14 protein-coding genes are annotated in these 16,036 nt (G+C 70.2%); 12 read left to right on the top strand and 2 right to left on the bottom strand.

The genetic code is table 11. The features are described from left to right. The first annotated feature begins 232 nt into the window (after nt 1-232). The 6 genes from ftsZ to HNR15_RS18625 all read left to right on the top strand — a co-directional run bounded on the left by ftsZ (nt 233) and on the right by HNR15_RS18625 (nt 5,306). Nucleotides 233-1,582: a cell division protein FtsZ gene (ftsZ, locus tag HNR15_RS10425; protein WP_179481503.1), complete on the top strand. Its 1,350-nt coding sequence runs from the start codon at nt 233-235 to the stop codon at nt 1,580-1,582. A gap of 45 nt (nt 1,583-1,627) precedes the next feature. Next, the gene (locus HNR15_RS10420; RefSeq protein ID WP_179481501.1) at nt 1,628-2,380 is read left to right on the top strand and encodes a purine nucleoside phosphorylase YfiH/LACC1 family protein; all 753 of its coding nucleotides are present in this window, start codon (nt 1,628-1,630) and stop codon (nt 2,378-2,380) included. Further along, nucleotides 2,370-3,083, top strand: a complete 714-nt coding sequence (locus tag HNR15_RS10415) for a YggS family pyridoxal phosphate-dependent enzyme (RefSeq protein WP_179481499.1) — start codon at nt 2,370-2,372, stop codon at nt 3,081-3,083. The genes HNR15_RS10420 and HNR15_RS10415 overlap by 11 nt, the downstream gene beginning before the upstream one ends. 66 nt (nt 3,084-3,149) lie before the next feature. Then, nucleotides 3,150-3,653, top strand: a complete 504-nt coding sequence (locus HNR15_RS10410; RefSeq protein WP_179481497.1) for a cell division protein SepF — start codon at nt 3,150-3,152, stop codon at nt 3,651-3,653. Between the two features lie 177 nt (nt 3,654-3,830). After that, nucleotides 3,831-4,118 (top strand): YggT family protein, encoded by a 288-nt coding sequence (locus tag HNR15_RS10405; RefSeq protein WP_179481495.1) that lies wholly within the window; start codon nt 3,831-3,833, stop codon nt 4,116-4,118. Between the two features lie 93 nt (nt 4,119-4,211). Further along, the gene (locus HNR15_RS18625; protein ID WP_218883657.1) at nt 4,212-5,306 is read left to right on the top strand and encodes a DivIVA domain-containing protein; all 1,095 of its coding nucleotides are present in this window, start codon (nt 4,212-4,214) and stop codon (nt 5,304-5,306) included. Nucleotides 5,307-5,420: 114 nt separating this feature from the next. Here HNR15_RS18625 and HNR15_RS18255 read toward each other — a convergent pair whose 3' ends face one another. Then, nucleotides 5,421-5,993 (bottom strand): hypothetical protein, encoded by a 573-nt coding sequence (locus HNR15_RS18255; RefSeq protein ID WP_246305915.1) that lies wholly within the window; start codon nt 5,991-5,993, stop codon nt 5,421-5,423. Between the two features lie 16 nt (nt 5,994-6,009). On the opposite strand from HNR15_RS18255, the gene HNR15_RS18250 reads away from it, so the two are divergent. From HNR15_RS18250 to HNR15_RS10370, 6 genes are all read left to right on the top strand, one after another. Continuing rightward, nucleotides 6,010-6,504 carry a TraR/DksA family transcriptional regulator gene (locus HNR15_RS18250; protein WP_343048507.1) on the top strand — a complete coding sequence of 165 codons (495 nt, stop codon included), beginning with the start codon at nt 6,010-6,012 and terminating at the stop codon, nt 6,502-6,504. Next, entirely contained in the window at nt 6,477-7,097 is a 621-nt protein-coding gene (gene lspA, locus HNR15_RS10390; protein ID WP_179481491.1) for a signal peptidase II, read from the top strand. The genes HNR15_RS18250 and lspA overlap by 28 nt, the downstream gene beginning before the upstream one ends. Further along, nucleotides 7,090-8,019: an RluA family pseudouridine synthase gene (locus tag HNR15_RS10385; protein WP_179481489.1), complete on the top strand. Its 930-nt coding sequence runs from the start codon at nt 7,090-7,092 to the stop codon at nt 8,017-8,019. Before lspA ends, HNR15_RS10385 begins: the two co-directional genes overlap by 8 nt. A 58-nt stretch (nt 8,020-8,077) precedes the next feature. Beyond that, nucleotides 8,078-8,599: a DUF1643 domain-containing protein gene (locus HNR15_RS10380; RefSeq protein WP_179481487.1), complete on the top strand. Its 522-nt coding sequence runs from the start codon at nt 8,078-8,080 to the stop codon at nt 8,597-8,599. 200 nt (nt 8,600-8,799) lie between these two features. After that, on the top strand, nt 8,800-12,366 hold the full coding sequence (gene dnaE / locus HNR15_RS10375; protein ID WP_179481486.1) for a DNA polymerase III subunit alpha: 3,567 nt from the start codon (nt 8,800-8,802) through the stop codon (nt 12,364-12,366). 1 nt (nt 12,367) lies between these two features. After that, entirely contained in the window at nt 12,368-14,482 is a 2,115-nt protein-coding gene (locus HNR15_RS10370; protein WP_179481485.1) for a S9 family peptidase, read from the top strand. Nucleotides 14,483-14,523: 41 nt separating this feature from the next. On the opposite strand, the gene HNR15_RS10365 is transcribed toward HNR15_RS10370, so the two are convergent. Further along, nucleotides 14,524-16,023, bottom strand: a complete 1,500-nt coding sequence (locus HNR15_RS10365; RefSeq protein WP_179481484.1) for an amidohydrolase family protein — start codon at nt 16,021-16,023, stop codon at nt 14,524-14,526. Nucleotides 16,024-16,036: the final 13 nt, after the last annotated feature.

Genomic DNA, 16,036 nt, shown 5'->3' with positions numbered 1-16,036 from the left:
GTCGCGTGGGTGAGCGGTCGTCTGCACCGCTCTTTCTGCGCACCTCGTGCAGGTCTGGGCGGTTTTCGACAGGTCGCGGCGCGTGTCGTAGGGGCACTTGCAACCGCCCCCGGCATGATCGTGGCCGGTACGGTGCCCTCTGCACGCCCGGACATTCGCCGCGCACCGCATCTGGACGCAGCACAGCAGCACCGCAGCACTTCACCCGGCAATCCTCGAAAGGCTCCACCTCGTGCCAACTCCTCAGAACTACCTGGCTGTCATCAAGGTCGTCGGTATCGGTGGTGGCGGTGTCAACGCGATCAACCGGATGATCGAGGGCGGCCTCAAGGGCGTGGAGTTCATCGCCATCAACACCGACGCCCAGGCGCTGCTGATGTGCGACGCGGACGTCAAGCTGGAGGTCGGCCGCGAGCTGACCCGTGGCCTCGGCGCCGGCGCGGACCCCGAGGTCGGCAAGAAGGCCGCCGAGGATCACGCGGAGGACATCGAAGAGGTGCTGAAGGGCGCCGACATGGTCTTCGTGACCGCCGGAGAGGGTGGCGGCACCGGCACCGGTGGCGCACCCGTCGTGGCGAAGATCGCCAAGAGCCTCGGCGCGCTGACCATCGGCGTCGTCACGCGGCCGTTCACGTTCGAGGGACGCCGTCGTGCCGGCCAGGCCGATCTCGGCATCAACGCGCTGCGCGAGGAGGTCGACACCCTCATCGTCATCCCGAACGACCGGCTGCTGTCGATCAGCGATCGCAACGTCTCCATGCTGGAGGCCTTCCACACCGCCGACCAGGTTCTGCTGTCAGGTGTCCAGGGCATCACCGACCTGATCACCACCCCCGGTCTGATCAACCTCGACTTCGCCGACGTGAAGTCGGTCATGCAGGGCGCCGGTTCGGCCCTGATGGGCATCGGCTCGGCGCGCGGCGAGGACCGTGCGGTGCAGGCGGCCGAGTACGCGATCTCCTCCCCGCTGCTGGAGGCCAGCATCGACGGCGCCCAGGGCGTGCTGCTGTCCGTGCAGGGCGGCAGCGACCTCGGACTCTTCGAGATCAACGAGGCGGCCAAGCTGGTGCAGGAGGCCGCCCACCCGGAGGCCAACATCATCTTCGGTGCGGTCATCGACGACGCCCTCGGTGACGAGGTGCGGGTCACGGTCATCGCTGCCGGCTTCGACGGCGGGACCCCGCAGCGTCGGGCGGACGAGCGGGCGATCGGTCAGATCCAGGGCGGCCCGACGGCGCGGCAGCAGCAGCCCGTGGCCGCCGCCGTCGGAGGCGCCTCGCCGAGCGCGCCCCACCAGCAGGCCCCGGTGCAGCGCGACGGTGCGGCGCAGCCCGCCCGCCCGGCGCAGGGTCAGCAGGGTGGCCAGGGCCAGCAGGGTTACGGCCAGCCGGTGCAGCGTCCCGTCGGAGGGGAGCAGGGCGGCCAGGGCGGTCCGGGCCGCGAGCAGGGCGCCGACGGTCGGCAGGGCGAGGGCCAGCAGGGTCAGCAGAGCGTCCCGCAGCAGGCCGCTCCGGTGCGCCCGCCGCGTCAGGCTCCGGTCGACCCGCCCGAGGACCTGGACGTCCCCGACTTCCTCAAGTGATCGCCGGGCGCGGTCGGCGTCGGTCCACGGCGCGGGTCTGAGCCCGTGTTCTGGTGGCGCGAGACGGTCACCGGCCGTGACGGCCGGTCCGCCGACGTGGCGTTCACCGACCGCACCGGCGGGGTGAGCAGCGGGCGGCTCGGTTCGCTCAACCTGGGCGCTCTCGTTGGCGACGACCCGGACGCCGTACGCACCAATCGCGCCACCGTGGCGCGGGCGATGGGCCTGGCTCCGCACCGGCTCGCCTTCATGCACCAGGTGCACGGCAACCGCACGATCCGGACCACGGCCGCGGGCAGCGGCGAGCCGCAGCAGTGCGACGGTCAGGTCACCGACGTCCCGGGTCTCGGGCTCGCGGTGCTGGTCGCGGACTGCACGCCCGTGCTGCTGGTCGACGTGCACGCCGGGGTGGTCGGAGCCGTCCACGCCGGGCGTCCCGGAATGACCAACGGCGTCGTGGACGCCGCCCTCGACGAGATGGCCGGGCTCGGCGCCGATGCGCCGCAGGCCTTCGTCGGCCCCTCGGTGTGCGGCCGGTGCTACGAGGTGCCCGAGCAGATGCGCGAGGACGCGGCTCGCCGCAGCCCCGAGAGTCGTGCCGTCAGCTGGACCGGCACTCCTGCCATCGACGTCGCGTCCGGTGTGGTCGCGCAGCTGCGCTCCCGTCACGTCCCGGTGACGTGGGTGCCCGGCTGCACCCGGGAGTCCGATCGCCTCTTCTCCCATCGCCGCGACCACGGTGAAGGGCGCTTCGCCGGCGTCGTCGTGCTCCGGGAACGGGCCGACCGTGGCGCCTGACCCCCGCGCCGACGAGCTCGCCATCAACCTGGCCGCGGTGCAGGAGCGCATCGCGGCGGCGTGCGCGTCCGCCGGGCGCGACCGCGGCGAGGTGTCGCTCATCGTGGTGACGAAGTTCTTCCCCGCGCAGGACGTGCTCCGCCTGCACGCCCTCGGGGTCCGCGACATCGGCGAGAGCCGCGACCAGGAGGCGGCGGCCAAGGTGGCCGACCTCGCGCCGGACGTCCGGGCCGACCTGCGAGTGCACTTCATCGGTCAGCTGCAGTCCAACAAGGCCCCGCACGTGAGCGCGTACGCCGACGTGGTGCACTCGGTCGACCGCGCGAAGATCGTGGCCGCGCTCGACCGGGGGGCCGTCGCCCACGAGCGGGCGCCGCAGGTGCTGGTGCAGGTCGACCTGTCCGGTGACGACGCCGGACGCGGGGGAGCGTCGCCGGACCAGGTGGCCGGGCTCGCGGACCGGATCGCCGCGTCGCATGCGCTGCGCCTGCGCGGGGTGATGGCGGTGGCGCCTCTGGACGGCGATGCGGGGGCGGCGTTCGCCCGGCTGCGCGAGGTGGCCGCCGACGTACGCGCGCATCATCCCGACGCGACGTGGATCTCCGCCGGGATGTCCGGCGATCTCGAGTCGGCCGTCGCCGCGGGTGCGACACACCTGCGTGTCGGCAGCGCAATCCTCGGTTCGCGACCTCCCCGGCGGTAGCGTTTTTCACACCACCAGGCCACCTGCCCGGCCGAATCCGGCCTGACGATACGAGGAGTACCACGAATGGCTGGAAAGCTGCGCGCGATGACGGAGTACCTCGGTCTCTCCGAGGCCGACCGTCGTTACGACGACGAGTACGACGACACCTACACCACGGACGAGTCGCACGAGTACGCCGACAGCGGCTACGACGAGACCGCCCACATCGAGCAGGAACGTGAGGCGGCACCCGTGACGCAGTTGCACAAGAACGCACCGGCCGGTGCGCCGGCGGCCGGTGGCCCGATCAGCCGGATCACCACCATCCACCCGCGCACCTACAACGAGGCCAAGGAGATCGGGGAGAACTTCCGCGGTCGCGTGCCGGTCATCATGAACCTGTCGGACATGGACGACAACGACGCCAAGCGCCTGGTGGACTTCGCCGCCGGCCTCGTCTTCGGTCTGCACGGCACCATCGAGCGGGTCACCGCCAAGGTCTTCCTGCTGTCGCCCTCCGGTGTCGAGGTCGCCACGACCGGTGCCGACGCCGCGCGCACGCCCCGGGGGCTTTTCAACCAGAGCTGAGGCAGCACCTCACGACCACCGGCCGGTCGGCGCGCACCCCGCGCCACCGGCCGTCGTCGTGCCGGGCGGCGCGTATCGGCGTAGCGAAGCGTCCGGGATGCCGATTCTTCTCGGCATCGAGCGGGCAGCTCGCCGGCCGTCGTCGTGCCCGGCGCCGGGATGAGTGACAATGGGGTCATGGCCACGTTGCTGGGCGTCATCTCGATCGTGCTCTACATCTTCCTGGTGCTGTTGTTGGCACGGCTGGTGTTGGAGTGGATCCAGGTCTTCGCGCGTCAGTGGCAGCCGCGCGGACCCGTGCTGGTACTTGCCGAGACGACGTACACCGCCACCGACCCGGCCCTGAAGGCGGTCCGGAAGGTGCTCAAACCGGTGCGGATCGGTTCGATCCAGCTCGACCTGGCTTTCCTCGTCCTACTGCTGGCTGTCTCTTTGCTGCTCAATCTCATAGGCTCTCTGGCCTGAGCACGACAACACATCCGATTTCTGTCGGCGGTCTGCCGTGCGCGCAGGAGCGCGCGCGAGCGCCGCGGCATCTAGGTGCACCGAGGTGAACACATGGCGTTGACGCCTGAGGACGTAGTCAAGAAAGAGTTCACCAAACCCAAGGGGTTTGGCCGAAGCGGCTACGACGAGATCCAGGTGGACGACTTTCTCGATGAGATCGTCGTGGAGCTGCGTCGGCTGAACGCCGAGAACGAGGACCTCACCGGCAAGCTGGAGGACCTGCGCCGCTCCAAGGGAGTGGCGGGCAAGGAGGGCGGTTCCACGGCCGCCGACACCGCGTCCGGCGTCCCGGCGCTCACCCCCGTGAAGGGCGATGCCGACAAGGCCGACGCCGACGCCACCGCGGCCATCCCCGTGCCGGCGAAGGCCGGCGCGACCGGGACCCCCGATGCCGCAGCACTGGCCAAGGCCCGTGAAGAGCTCGCGAGCGCCGAGCGTGACCTGGCGACCGCCAAGGGTGAGCGCGAGAAGGTGCAGCGCGAGGTCGCCGAGGCCAAGGAGCGGCTGGCCGCACTGCAGAAGCAGATCGAGCAGGCCGAGGCCGACTCCACGCAACGGACCGCCGCGGCCGCCAAGCGAGCCGAGGAGGCCGAGGCGCAGTCCGAGGCACGGGTGCGCGACGCCGGTACGGCTCAGGGCGGCTCCTCCGTGGCCGGCGTCCAGGCGCCCGGTACGGCGGCCACCGCGGGCAACGACAGCGCAGCCGGCGTCATCGCGCTCGCGCAGCGCCTGCACGATGAGCACGTGCGCGAGGGTGAGACCACCCGCGACCGCCTCATCAAGGAGGCCCAGGAGCGGCACGACTCGATGGTCGGCGAGGGCACCACGACGCGCGAGAAGCTCGTGCAGCAGGGCCAGTCCAAGCACGACGAGCTCGTGGGCACCGGCCAGAAGCGGCACGATGAGTTGATGCGACAGGCCAACGAACGCTCGACCGGACTGGTGAAGGAGGCCGAGGAGCGCAAGCAGCGCATCATCGGCCAGCTCACCACCGAGCGTGAGTCGATCAGCACGGCGATCGAGCAGCTGAAGTCGTTCGAGCACGAATACCGTTCGAAGCTCAAGGGATTCATCCAGGGTCAGCTCAAGGATCTCGACGGCGAGGGTGTGCAGGAGAAGGAGTCCGCCCCAGGCGGGCAGCACTGACACCCGCAGCACATGACGACGGCCCCGCACCCGGTGCGGGGCCGTCGCATGTGCCTGCAGGGCCAGGTGCGGGCATGATTGCGATCCGTCATTCGATCGTCCGTCGCGCCGCGGTCAGCAAGTCCCGCGTGATCCCCTATCCTGCGGCAGACACAAACGTGCCAGGCCGTTCCCGGCCTCGAGCGGCCGGAGGGGCGCAATGGGAAGCACACATCCCGCAGATTCGGCGCGGGTGATCGCAGCGGCGGCCGCCCGGGCGTCCAGAGTCACGTCGGTGTTGCGCAAAGCGGCGCGGGTGGTGACCGGTGCGGGGGAGACCTCCGAGCCGTCATCCGCGCGCCCGGCGACCGCGAAGCGGCCGGTGACCAGGAAGTCGGTCGCGACGAAGTCGGGCGCGGCGAAGACCGCGAAGAAGGCGCCTGTGAAGAAGGCGAGCGACAAGGCATCGGCGAAGAAGGCATCGGAGAAGGCGATCGTTGCCCGGCCCCCCGCCAAGAAGACGCCCGCGAAGAAGGCGGCCCTCACCGGGTCCGCCGCCAAGACAGCGGGCACGGCACGCAGGACAGCCCGGCCGGCCGCCGGCAAGGTCGCGTCGCGGGACGCCGCGACGCCCGCCGCTCGCGCGACGGCCGGCGCTGCGAAGACCACGAAGAAGACCGCCAAGAAGTCATCCCCGAAGACGAGCACTACGAAGAAGGCTGCCGTGAAGAGCACACCCACCTCCTCGACGATGAAGGATGCGGCGGAACACACCTCCGTGCAGGCCTCCACGCCCGCGCCCAAGTCCGCGGTGACCTCGCCACGCAAGCAGTTGAAGGTGCGCGAGGACGAATCGCCCTGGACCGCCGAGGAACTCGCCGGTGTGAAGGCCGAGCTGGAGACCGACGTGGCCCGGCTCGGCTCCGAGCTGGCCGGTATCGAGCACGAGATCGCCGACCTGATCGGCGACAGCGGTGACGGTGCCGGCGACGACCAGGCCGACGCCGGCAGCAAGTCCTTCGAGCGCGAGCACGAGTTCTCTCTTGCGCAGAACTCGCGGGAGATGCTCGAACAGTCCCAGCACGCGCTCGACCGGATCGCCGACGGGACCTACGGGATCTGCGAGAGCTGCGGCAAGCCGATCGGCAAACTTCGTCTGCAGGCCTTCCCTCGTGCGACCCTGTGCATGCAATGCAAACAGAAGCAGGAACGCCGCTGACCACGTCCGCCGGCCCGAGGCGCACCCCGACCCGCACCCGACTCCTCACGGTGCTGGGGTCGGTCGCCGTCCTCGGGTACCTCCTGGACCAGGGGACCAAGGCGTGGGCGAACGCCGCCCTCGACCCTGCGCGACCGCGTGATCTGGTCGGGCCGGTCCTCAAACTGCACCTGACCCACAACGCCGGCGCCGCGTTCTCGATGGCGACCAACGCCACCTGGGTGTTGACGCTGATCGCGATGGCGGTCATCGCGGCGACCATCTTCGCCGCACGCCGGATCGGCAGTCGGGCCTGGGCGGTCGCGCTCGGACTGCTGCTCGCCGGTGCGTTCGGCAACCTGACCGACCGGTTCGTGCGCCCGCCGCGCGGCGGGCAGGGTCACGTCGTCGACTTCCTCGAGCTGCCGCACTGGCCGATCTTCAACGTGGCCGACATGTGCGTGGTGTGCGCTGCGGCCCTCATCGCTCTGCTCGCGATCCGCGGGATCGGGATCGACGGTCGGCGGGCCGGCGCGTCGGGCGACACGACCGACGCCGGCGAGCGCACGGACACCGCCGCTTCGTCTGAGCGCCGGAGCGACGACGATGACTGAACTGAAGGCGCAGCCGGTCCCCGAGGGGCTGGAGGGCGAACGTGTCGACGCGGCCATCGCCCGTCTGCTCGGTCTGTCCCGCAGCCGCGCGGCGGCCCTCGCGGCGGACGGGTCGGTCACCTTGGATCACAAGGTCGTCGGCAAGTCCGAGCGGGTCAGCGCCGGCCAGTGGCTCGAGGTGACCCTGCCGGCCTTGCGGAAAGGACCGGCCGTCGTACCCCGCGACGTGCCCGGAATGACGATCGTGCACGACGACAGCGAACTGATCGTGGTCGACAAACCGGCCGGTGTCGCGGCGCACCCGAGCGTGGGCTGGGACGGTCCCGACGTGGTGAGCGGTCTCGCTGCCGCGGGATACCGGATCTCGACCTACGGCGCCGCGGAGCGGCAGGGGATCGTGCAGCGCCTCGACGTCGGCACCAGCGGGCTGATGGTCGTCGCGAAGAGCGAGCGCGCTTACAGCGTGCTGAAGCAGGCGTTCCGCGACCGCACCGTCGACAAGACCTACCACGCGCTGGTGCAGGGTCTGCCCGACCCGCTCGAGGGCACCATCGACGCCCCGATCGGGCGGCACCCCGGGCACGACTACAAGTTCGCGGTGCTCGGGGCGGGGCGACCCAGCGTGACGCACTACGAACTGCTCGAGGCGTTCCGGTCGATGTCACTGCTCACGATCCACCTGGAGACCGGCCGCACCCACCAGATCCGGGTGCACTTCGCGGCGCTGCACCACCCGTGCGTGGGCGACCCGATGTACGGCGCCGACCCGACCATCGCCAAACGGCTGGGCCTGGCCCGTCAGTGGCTGCACGCGCGGGCGCTGGGGTTCATCCATCCGGGGTCGGGGGAGTACGTGACGTTCGAGAGCCCGTACCCGGCCGATCTGCAGCACGCGCTCGACCTGGTCCGCGCGGGAGACTGACCCCGCCCGTCCGGTCAGCCCACGCAGACCGTGAACCACGCACTCAGGACGGCTCAGCATGAGCGGCGACGACCTGTTCGCCTCGTCATCCGACGCGAGCATCTGCGGCTGCGGCCGGCACCGGTATCGGCTGTCCCGTCGCTGGGGATCGAAGGGCGGCCCGACAGCCACCTTCATCATGCTCAACCCGTCGACCGCCGACGCTGACGTCGATGACCCCACCATCCGCCGATGCATCGGCTTCGCCAGGCGCGAAGGCTGCACCGGGCTCGTCGTCGTCAACCTGTACGCCTGGCGCGCGACGAAGCCCGCGGACCTGTGGACCGCGGACGACCCCGTCGGCCCCGAGAACGACGAGGCGATCAGCGGCGCGCTGAGGCTCGCTCGCCTCCACGGTGGACCGGTCATCGCCGCATGGGGAGCCCACGCGCGCTCCGACCGGGTCGGGGCCGTCCGCGAGCTGACCAGGGGTGTCGTCGCCCTGACCTGTCTCGGCGTCACCGAAGGCGGGCACCCCCGCCACCCTCTGTATGTCCGCGGCGACCAACCCCTCGTGGAACTGCCGCACCCGTCACCCTGACCGGTTCGGCGTGGGTCGGATCGCCGACCGACGTCCTCGACCAACGACGGATTCGCCTCGTCGAGGACGCGGTGTCGGGCAGCGGTTGCGGGCACCGACCGCCACCCGCGCGAGTCCTCCGCCGAGTACCACGCGGCCCGTGCGCCCCACCGTGCGCGTCGGGGACCGGGGTGTCGGTAGACCGACCTAGACTCATCGCGATGTCTTCTTCGCCTGCCTCGAACTTCGTGCACCTGCACGTGCACACCGAGTACTCCACGCTGGACGGGGCGGCCAAGATCAAGCCGATGTTCGCCGAGGCGGAGCGGCTCGGGATGCCCGCCATCGCGATGTCGGACCACGGCAACATGTTCGGCGCCTACGAGTTCCAGCTGGCCGCGCAGAGCAGCCCCGTCCGGCCGATCATCGGCATCGAGGCCTACGTCGCACCCTCCACCCGGCACTCGCGCACCCAGGAGTTCTGGGCCGGCTCGCGCGACCGCGACGCCAACGTCGACGGCGAGGGCGGCAAGGACGTCTCCGGAGGCGGTCGCTACACCCACATGACCATGTGGGCGCAGGACGCGCGCGGGTTGCGCAACCTGTTCAAGCTGAGCTCGCTGGCCAGTTTCGAGGGCTACTACATGAAGCCCCGGATGGACCGGGAGCTGCTCGCCGAGCACGGCAGGGGCATCATCGCCACCACCGGCTGCCCCTCCGGTGAGGTGCAGACCCGGCTGCGGCTGGGTCAGTACGACGAGGCGATCGCGGCGGCATCGGCGTACCAGGACATCTTCGGTGCGACCAACTACTTCCTCGAGCTGATGGACCACGGGCTGTCGATCGAGCGGCAGGTGCGCGACGGCCTGCTGAAGATCGCCAGAGAGCTGCACATCCCGCTGCTCGCGACCAACGACAGCCACTACGTCACCGAGGACCAGGCCGACGCGCACGACAACCTGCTGTGCGTCGGAGTCGGCAAGAACAAGGACGATCCGCACCGCTTCAAGTTCAACGGGTCCGGCTACTACCTGAAGACCGCCGAGCAGATGCGCGAGCTCTTCGCCGAGCTGCCGGAGGCGTGCGACAACACCCTCGCCATCGCCGAGCGCATCGAGGACTACAGCGAGGTCTTCGCGCCCGTCGACCGGATGCCGCAGTTCCCCGACGTCCCCGAGGGCCAGACCCAGGCGGCGTACCTGCGCGAGCAGATCACCGTGGGTCTGAAGGAGCGGTACGGCGACGACCCCGGCCCAGAGGTGCTCGAGCGCATCGAGACCGAGATGGCCGTCATCGAACCGATGGGCTTCTCCTCCTACTTCCTCGTGGTCGCCGACATCTGCCGCTACGCGCGCGACAACGGCGTGCCGGTGGGCCCGGGACGAGGCTCGGCGACCGGGTCGATGGTGGCCTACCTGACTCGGATCACCGAGCTGGATCCGCTGGAGCACCAGCTGCTCTTCGAGCGCTTCCTCAACCCCGAGCGGATCAACCCGCCGGACGTCGACCTCGACTTCGATGACCGCCAGCGCGACAAGATGGTCCGCTACGTCACGACCAAGTACGGCGCCGAGTACACCGCGCAGGTCAACACCTTCAGCACCATCAAGGCCAAGGCCGCGGTCAAGGACGCCAACCGGATCCTGGGCTTCCCGTTCGCGCTCGGCGAGCAGATCAGCAAGGCCATGCCGCCGGACGTGATGGGCAAGGGCGTGCCGCTCACCGGCCTGTTCGATCCCAAGCACCCGCGGTACGCCGAGGCGACCGAGTTCCGGGCGCTCTACGAAGCGCAGCCCGAGGTCCGCAAGGTCGTCGACACCGGGCGTGGGCTGGAGGGGATGATCCGCGGCACCGGCGTGCACGCCGCCGCGGTGATCCTGTCGTCCGAGCCGCTGCTCGACCTCATCCCGATGCACCGCCGGGACAAGGACGGCACCATCATCGCCGGCTTCTCCTTCCCGCACTGCGAGGAGATGGGCCTGGTCAAGATGGACTTCCTGGGCCTGCGCAACCTCGGCATCATCGACCAGGCCCTCGGCAACATCGACACCAACCGCGGCGTGCACCTCACCACGGCCACCATCCCGCTGGAGGACGAGGCGACCTACCAGCTGCTGGCGCGCGGAGAGACCCTCGGTGTCTTCCAGCTCGACGGCGGGCCGATGCGCAGCCTGCTGCGCCTGATGGCACCGACCCGGTTCGAGGACATCGCGGCCGTGCTGGCGCTCTACCGACCCGGCCCGATGGCCGCCAACGCGCACATCAACTACGCCGAGCGCAAGAACGGCCGGCAGGCCATCACCCCGATCCACCCGGAGCTCAAGGACGCGCTCGAGCCGATCCTCGGCACGACGTACCACCTGCTCGTCTACCAGGAGCAGCTCATGGCCATCGCCCGCGAGCTCGCGGGCTACACCCTGGGCGGCGCCGACCTGCTGCGCCGGGCGATGGGTAAGAAGAAGATCGAGATCCTGGAGAAGGAGTTCGGCAACTTCGAGGCCGGCATGGTCGCCAGCGGCTACAGCGCCGAGGCGACCAAGGCGCTCTGGGACGTGATGCTGCCCTTCTCCGGGTACGCGTTCAACAAGAGCCACACCGCCGGGTACGGCCTCGTCTCGTACTGGACCGCCTACCTCAAGGCCAACTACCCGGCCGAGTACGCCGCCGCGCTGCTGACCAGCGTCGAGGGCGACAAGACCAAGATGGCCACCTACCTGGCCGACACCCGCAAGCTCGGCATCAAGGTGCTGCCACCGGACGTGAACGAGTCGGTCGCCGACTTCACCGCCGTCGGCACCGACATCCGCTTCGGGCTGGCCGCGATCCGCAACGTCGGCGGCAACGTCGTGGAGGCGATCGTCAAGGCGCGCGAGGAGAAGGGCCGCTTCGCCTCGTTCGAGGACTTCCTGCGCAAGGTGCCCGCCGTCGTCTGCAACAAGCGGACCATCGAATCGCTGGTCAAGGCAGGAGCGTTCGACGATCTGCAGCATCCGCGGCAGGGGCTGGTGCACATCCACGAGGCCTATGTCGACGCGGTCGCGGAGGAGAAGCGCTTCGAGGAGCGTGGGCAGGACTCCCTCTTCGGCGGGTTCGGCGACGAGGCCGCGATCGAGCTGGCGGCGCTGCCTGCGATCCCCGAGATCGAGTGGGACAAACCCACCCTGCTGGCGTTCGAGCGGGACATGCTGGGGCTCTACGTCTCCGATCACCCGCTCTTCGGGATCGAGCACATCCTGTCCCAGCACGCGGACATGTCGATCGCCCGTCTGCACGGCGAGGACGCACCCAAGGACGGCGCGCAGCTGACCATCGCCGGGCTGATCACGGGGATGCAGTTGAAGCGCAACAAGCGCGGTGAGCTGTGGGCGATCGCGACCGTGGAGGACCTCGAGGGCGCCATCGAGGTGATGTTCTTCGCGAAGACCTACATGACCGTGTCCACCATGCTCAACCCCGATGTGGTCTGCGTGATCAAGGGTCGCTTCCAGATGCGCGACGACGGCCCGCAGCTGATGGCCTCCGAGCTGACGCTGCCGGAGCTCAAGGGCGACGTACGCGGCCCGGTCGTGCTCACCATGCCCCTGGCGCGGGCCAACACCGGGCTCGCGCACAAACTGCGCACCGTGCTGGTCGAGCACCCCGGCGCCACCGAGGTGCATCTGAAACTGCATCAACCCGGTCGATCCGTCACCGTCAAGCTGGAGGACTCCTTGCGCGTCACCGCATCACCCGCTCTGTTCGGCGACCTCAAGGCGCTGCTCGGCCCGTCCTGCCTGGTAGGTGCATGAGATGGCACCCCACGAGGTCTCTGCACCCGTCGCCCGACGTACGCCGACGGTGCGCGAGCACCACGGCGACCGGTTTGAGGATCAGTGGGAGTGGTTGCGCGACAAGAACTCCCGCGAGGTCATTGCCCACCTGGAGGCGGAGAACGCCTACACGCAGGCGCGCACGGCGCACCTGCAGCCGCTCGTCGAGACCATCTTCGAGGAGATCCGCGGCCACGTCGTCGAGACCGACGTCGACGTGCCCGTGCGCAAGGGCGACTGGTGGTACTACTCGCGCACGGCGGAGGGTGCGCAGTACGCCGTGCACTGCCGCGCGCCCTACCTTCAGGGTGCAGCGCGCCCGGTGCCGGCCCCCGGCGCGCCCGTCGACGGGGAGGTCGTCCTGCTGGACGAGAACCACGAAGCCGGCGCACACGAGTTCTTCGAGCTGGGCGGCCTGGAGATCAGCCCCGACGGTCGCTTCCTGGCACTGCTGGTCGACGTCAGCGGTGACGAGCGCTACGACCTGCAGGTGCGTGACCTCGTCACCGGCGCGGTGCTCGACCAGAGCGTGCAGGATGCGCACTACGGGCTCGCGTGGTCCTTCGACGCGCGCACCGTCTTCTACATCCGCCACGACGACGCCTGGCGACCCCACCAGATCTGGCGTCACACCGTCGGCAGCGACCCGGCGGGGGACGTGCTGGTGCGCGAGGAGGCCGACCCGGAGTTCGGGATCGGCTTCGAGGTGTCGCGTGACGACCGCTGGCTGATCGTGGAGTCCGAGTCGCGCACCAGCAGTGAGGTGCTGCTGGGCGACCTGACCCGGCCCGACGCCGACCTGGTGATGGTCGAGCCTCGTGCAGCCGAGGTGGAGTACTCCGTCGAGGTCGACGGGGACCGGATCTTCATCGCGCACAACCTTCGTCGACCCGACTTCGACCTGGCCCAGGCTCCGTTGGCGACGCCCGGTCGGGCGCACTGGACCCCGGTCCTGCAGCTGGTGGACGACGAGCGGCTCGAGGGGGTCGACGCGTTCGCCGGCTTCGTAGCGGTGTCCCTGCGCTCCGGCGGCCTGCCGACCGTCCGGGTGCTGCCCAAGCACGGCGACGGGCTCGGCGACGCGGTGCACGTGCCGACCGACAGCCCGCTGGCCGTCGTACGCCTCGGTGCCAACGCCGAGTACGACGAGTCGACGCTGCGCCTGGCGATGGGCTCCTACCTGCTGCCCCCGAGCGTGCTGCAGTTCGACCCGGCGAGCGGTGACCTGCAGGTGCTCAAACAGCAGGAGGTGCCCGGATACACGCCGCAGGACTATCTGGAGGAGCGCCTCTGGGCCCGCGGCGACGACGGCACCCAGGTGCCGATCTCGCTGGTCCGCCGACGCGACGTCGTCGCCGACGGGAGCAATCCGGGCCTCGTCTCCGGCTACGGGTCCTACGAGATCCCCTCCGACCCGCGGTTCTCCGCGAGCCGCCTGTCGCTGCTCGACCGGGGCGTCGTCTTCGCCGTGGCGCACGTGCGCGGCGGCGGTGAGCTAGGTCGCCGGTGGTGGGACGAGGGCAAGATGCTCGCCAAGCGCAACACCTTCACCGACTTCGTGGCATGCTCCCGCGCGCTGATCGACGCCGGTTGGGTCTCACCGGATCGTCTTGCAGCGGAGGGCGGCTCGGCTGGCGGCCTGCTCATGGGCGCAGTCGTCAACCTGGCGCCGGAGCTCTACCGTGCCGTGCACGCGGCGGTGCCCTTCGTCGACGCGCTCACCACGATCCTGGACCCGTCGTTGCCGCTCACCGTGGGGGAGTGGCAGGAGTGGGGCGACCCGCTGCACGACGCGTCGGTCTACGCCTACATGAAGACCTACAGCCCCTACGAGAACGTCGCCGCCACCGCCTATCCGGCGATCCTCGCGACCACCAGCCTCAACGACACCCGCGTCTTCTTCGTCGAGCCGGCCAAGTGGGTGCAGCAGCTGCGCGCCACCGTCACCTCCGATCCGGTGGATCGGCCGGTCCTGCTCAAGTGCGAGATGGTCGCGGGCCACGGCGGGGTGAGCGGGCGGTACGACGCGTGGCGCGACACCGCGTTCGAGCTGGCCTTCCTGCTCGACCAGCTCGGCGCCACCGCTCTGCGATGAACCGTCGCCGCCTGTAGCGACGGTCGGAGTGGGAGGGGCGCTCAGAGCGCGTCGTGCACGACTCGGCCGCCGACCAGAGTGGCCGCGACGCCCATCGTTCGCAACGCATGCCCCGCCACTGCTGAATCACCAGCGGCAGCAAGGGGATCGGCGTCGACGAGCACGAGATCGGCCGGTGACCCCACCGCGACAGTTCGCTGACCGTCGGTGCTCGCGGCGAGGGCTTCCGCGGGCGTGATGGCCTGCGCCGCTCCCCACGGCCCGCGGGTGTCGGCGCTGCGGTGCACCGCGGCTGCCATCGCCAGCCAGGGGTCCAGTGGCGCGACGGGGGCATCCGAGCCCATCCTCAGCTGCACTCCGGCGTCGACCATCGACCGCAGCATGAACGAGCGGTCGGCGCACCCGGGCCACAGCTGGTCGGACAGGTCGCGGTCGTCGTAGAGCTGCGCCGGCTGCACCGACGCGCGGACCCCCAGGGCAGCCATCCGCGTGATGTCGGTCGGATCGAGGAGCTGGGCGTGCTCGATGGAGCCGCGGATCCCGCTGTCCCGGAACGCATCCAGGACCATCGTGGCTGCGGCGTCACCGATGGCGTGCACGGCGGCGTCGAGGCCGTGCGCCCGCGCCGTGCGCAACGCTTGGAGAAGCTCCTCGGGCGAGACGTTGCAGGTCCCCCTGGTGGCGTGCCCGGCGTACGGCGCGCAGCACAGCGCGGTCATGGTGCCGAGCGACCCGTCGGCGATGATCTTCAGCGGTCCCATCGTGGCCATCCCGGCGCCGCCCGGCACGGCGTCACCGGTCCGCAGCCCGGCGGCGATCGTGGTGTCGAGACCGTAGAGGTAGGTCGATGCACGGACCCGCAGGGTGTCCAGCCCGAGGGGCACCATCCGGCCCCAGGTCGCGACGGAGCTCTCGAACTCCATGTCGGTGATGCCGACGACGCCCTTGCTCGCGGCGTTGCGCAGGACGGCACGGTAGGCCTGGACAGGGTCCGGTTCGGCGCCGGGTAGGGCGGCGAGCAGCGGGAAGACGTCGAACCAGGCGTTCTCGCTGATCGGGGTGTCGCGCAGCGGGAGGTCGAGCAGCCGCAGCGCCGTGGAGTTCAACCAGCCGTTGTGCGCGTCACCGGAGATCAGCACGACCGGGCGGTCCGGGACAGCCTCGTCCAGCTCGCGCACGGTGGGAGCAGCCGGCCAGCCGGCGGAGCGGTAACCGAAGCCCACGATCGAGGAGTGCCGGTCGCCGCTCGCCCGGTCGTGGGCTCGCACGATGCGGACCACGTCGTCGGGGCAGGCGCTGGCGCTCACGTCGAGCCGCGACAGGGTGTGCGCCCACTGCGTCATGTGCACGTGGTGGTCCCATAGGCCCGGTGTCAGCCATCGGCCGCCGGCATCAACCTGGCGGAAACCCCTGTCGGGCAATGCTTTTCCGACCTCGACCACTCGACCGTCTTCGAGGTGCAGATCGACCGCTCCCGACGGGGCGGGGCGGCCGACCGGGACGATGCGTGCAGCGCGGATGGTGAGGGGTTCGGACTGCACCGCACCAGGGTAG

The sequence above is a fragment of the Allobranchiibius huperziae genome (genome assembly GCF_013410455.1).
Classification (GTDB): domain Bacteria; phylum Actinomycetota; class Actinomycetes; order Actinomycetales; family Dermatophilaceae; genus Allobranchiibius; species Allobranchiibius huperziae.
Note: the sequence above shows the minus strand (reverse complement) of the source record. Positions and strands in the feature narration are given on the sequence as shown.

Coding starts and splice junctions, on each gene's coding strand:
- HNR15_RS10405 (WP_179481495.1), top strand. CDS start 3,831: ATGGCCACGTTGCTGGGCGTCATCTCGATCGTGCTCTACATCTTCCTG.
- HNR15_RS10380 (WP_179481487.1), top strand. CDS start 8,078: ATGAGCGGCGACGACCTGTTCGCCTCGTCATCCGACGCGAGCATCTGC.
- HNR15_RS10370 (WP_179481485.1), top strand. CDS start 12,368: ATGGCACCCCACGAGGTCTCTGCACCCGTCGCCCGACGTACGCCGACG.
- lspA (WP_179481491.1), top strand. CDS start 6,477: ATGCAAACAGAAGCAGGAACGCCGCTGACCACGTCCGCCGGCCCGAGG.
- HNR15_RS18625 (WP_218883657.1), top strand. CDS start 4,212: ATGGCGTTGACGCCTGAGGACGTAGTCAAGAAAGAGTTCACCAAACCC.
- dnaE (WP_179481486.1), top strand. CDS start 8,800: ATGTCTTCTTCGCCTGCCTCGAACTTCGTGCACCTGCACGTGCACACC.
- HNR15_RS10410 (WP_179481497.1), top strand. CDS start 3,150: ATGGCTGGAAAGCTGCGCGCGATGACGGAGTACCTCGGTCTCTCCGAG.
- HNR15_RS10385 (WP_179481489.1), top strand. CDS start 7,090: ATGACTGAACTGAAGGCGCAGCCGGTCCCCGAGGGGCTGGAGGGCGAA.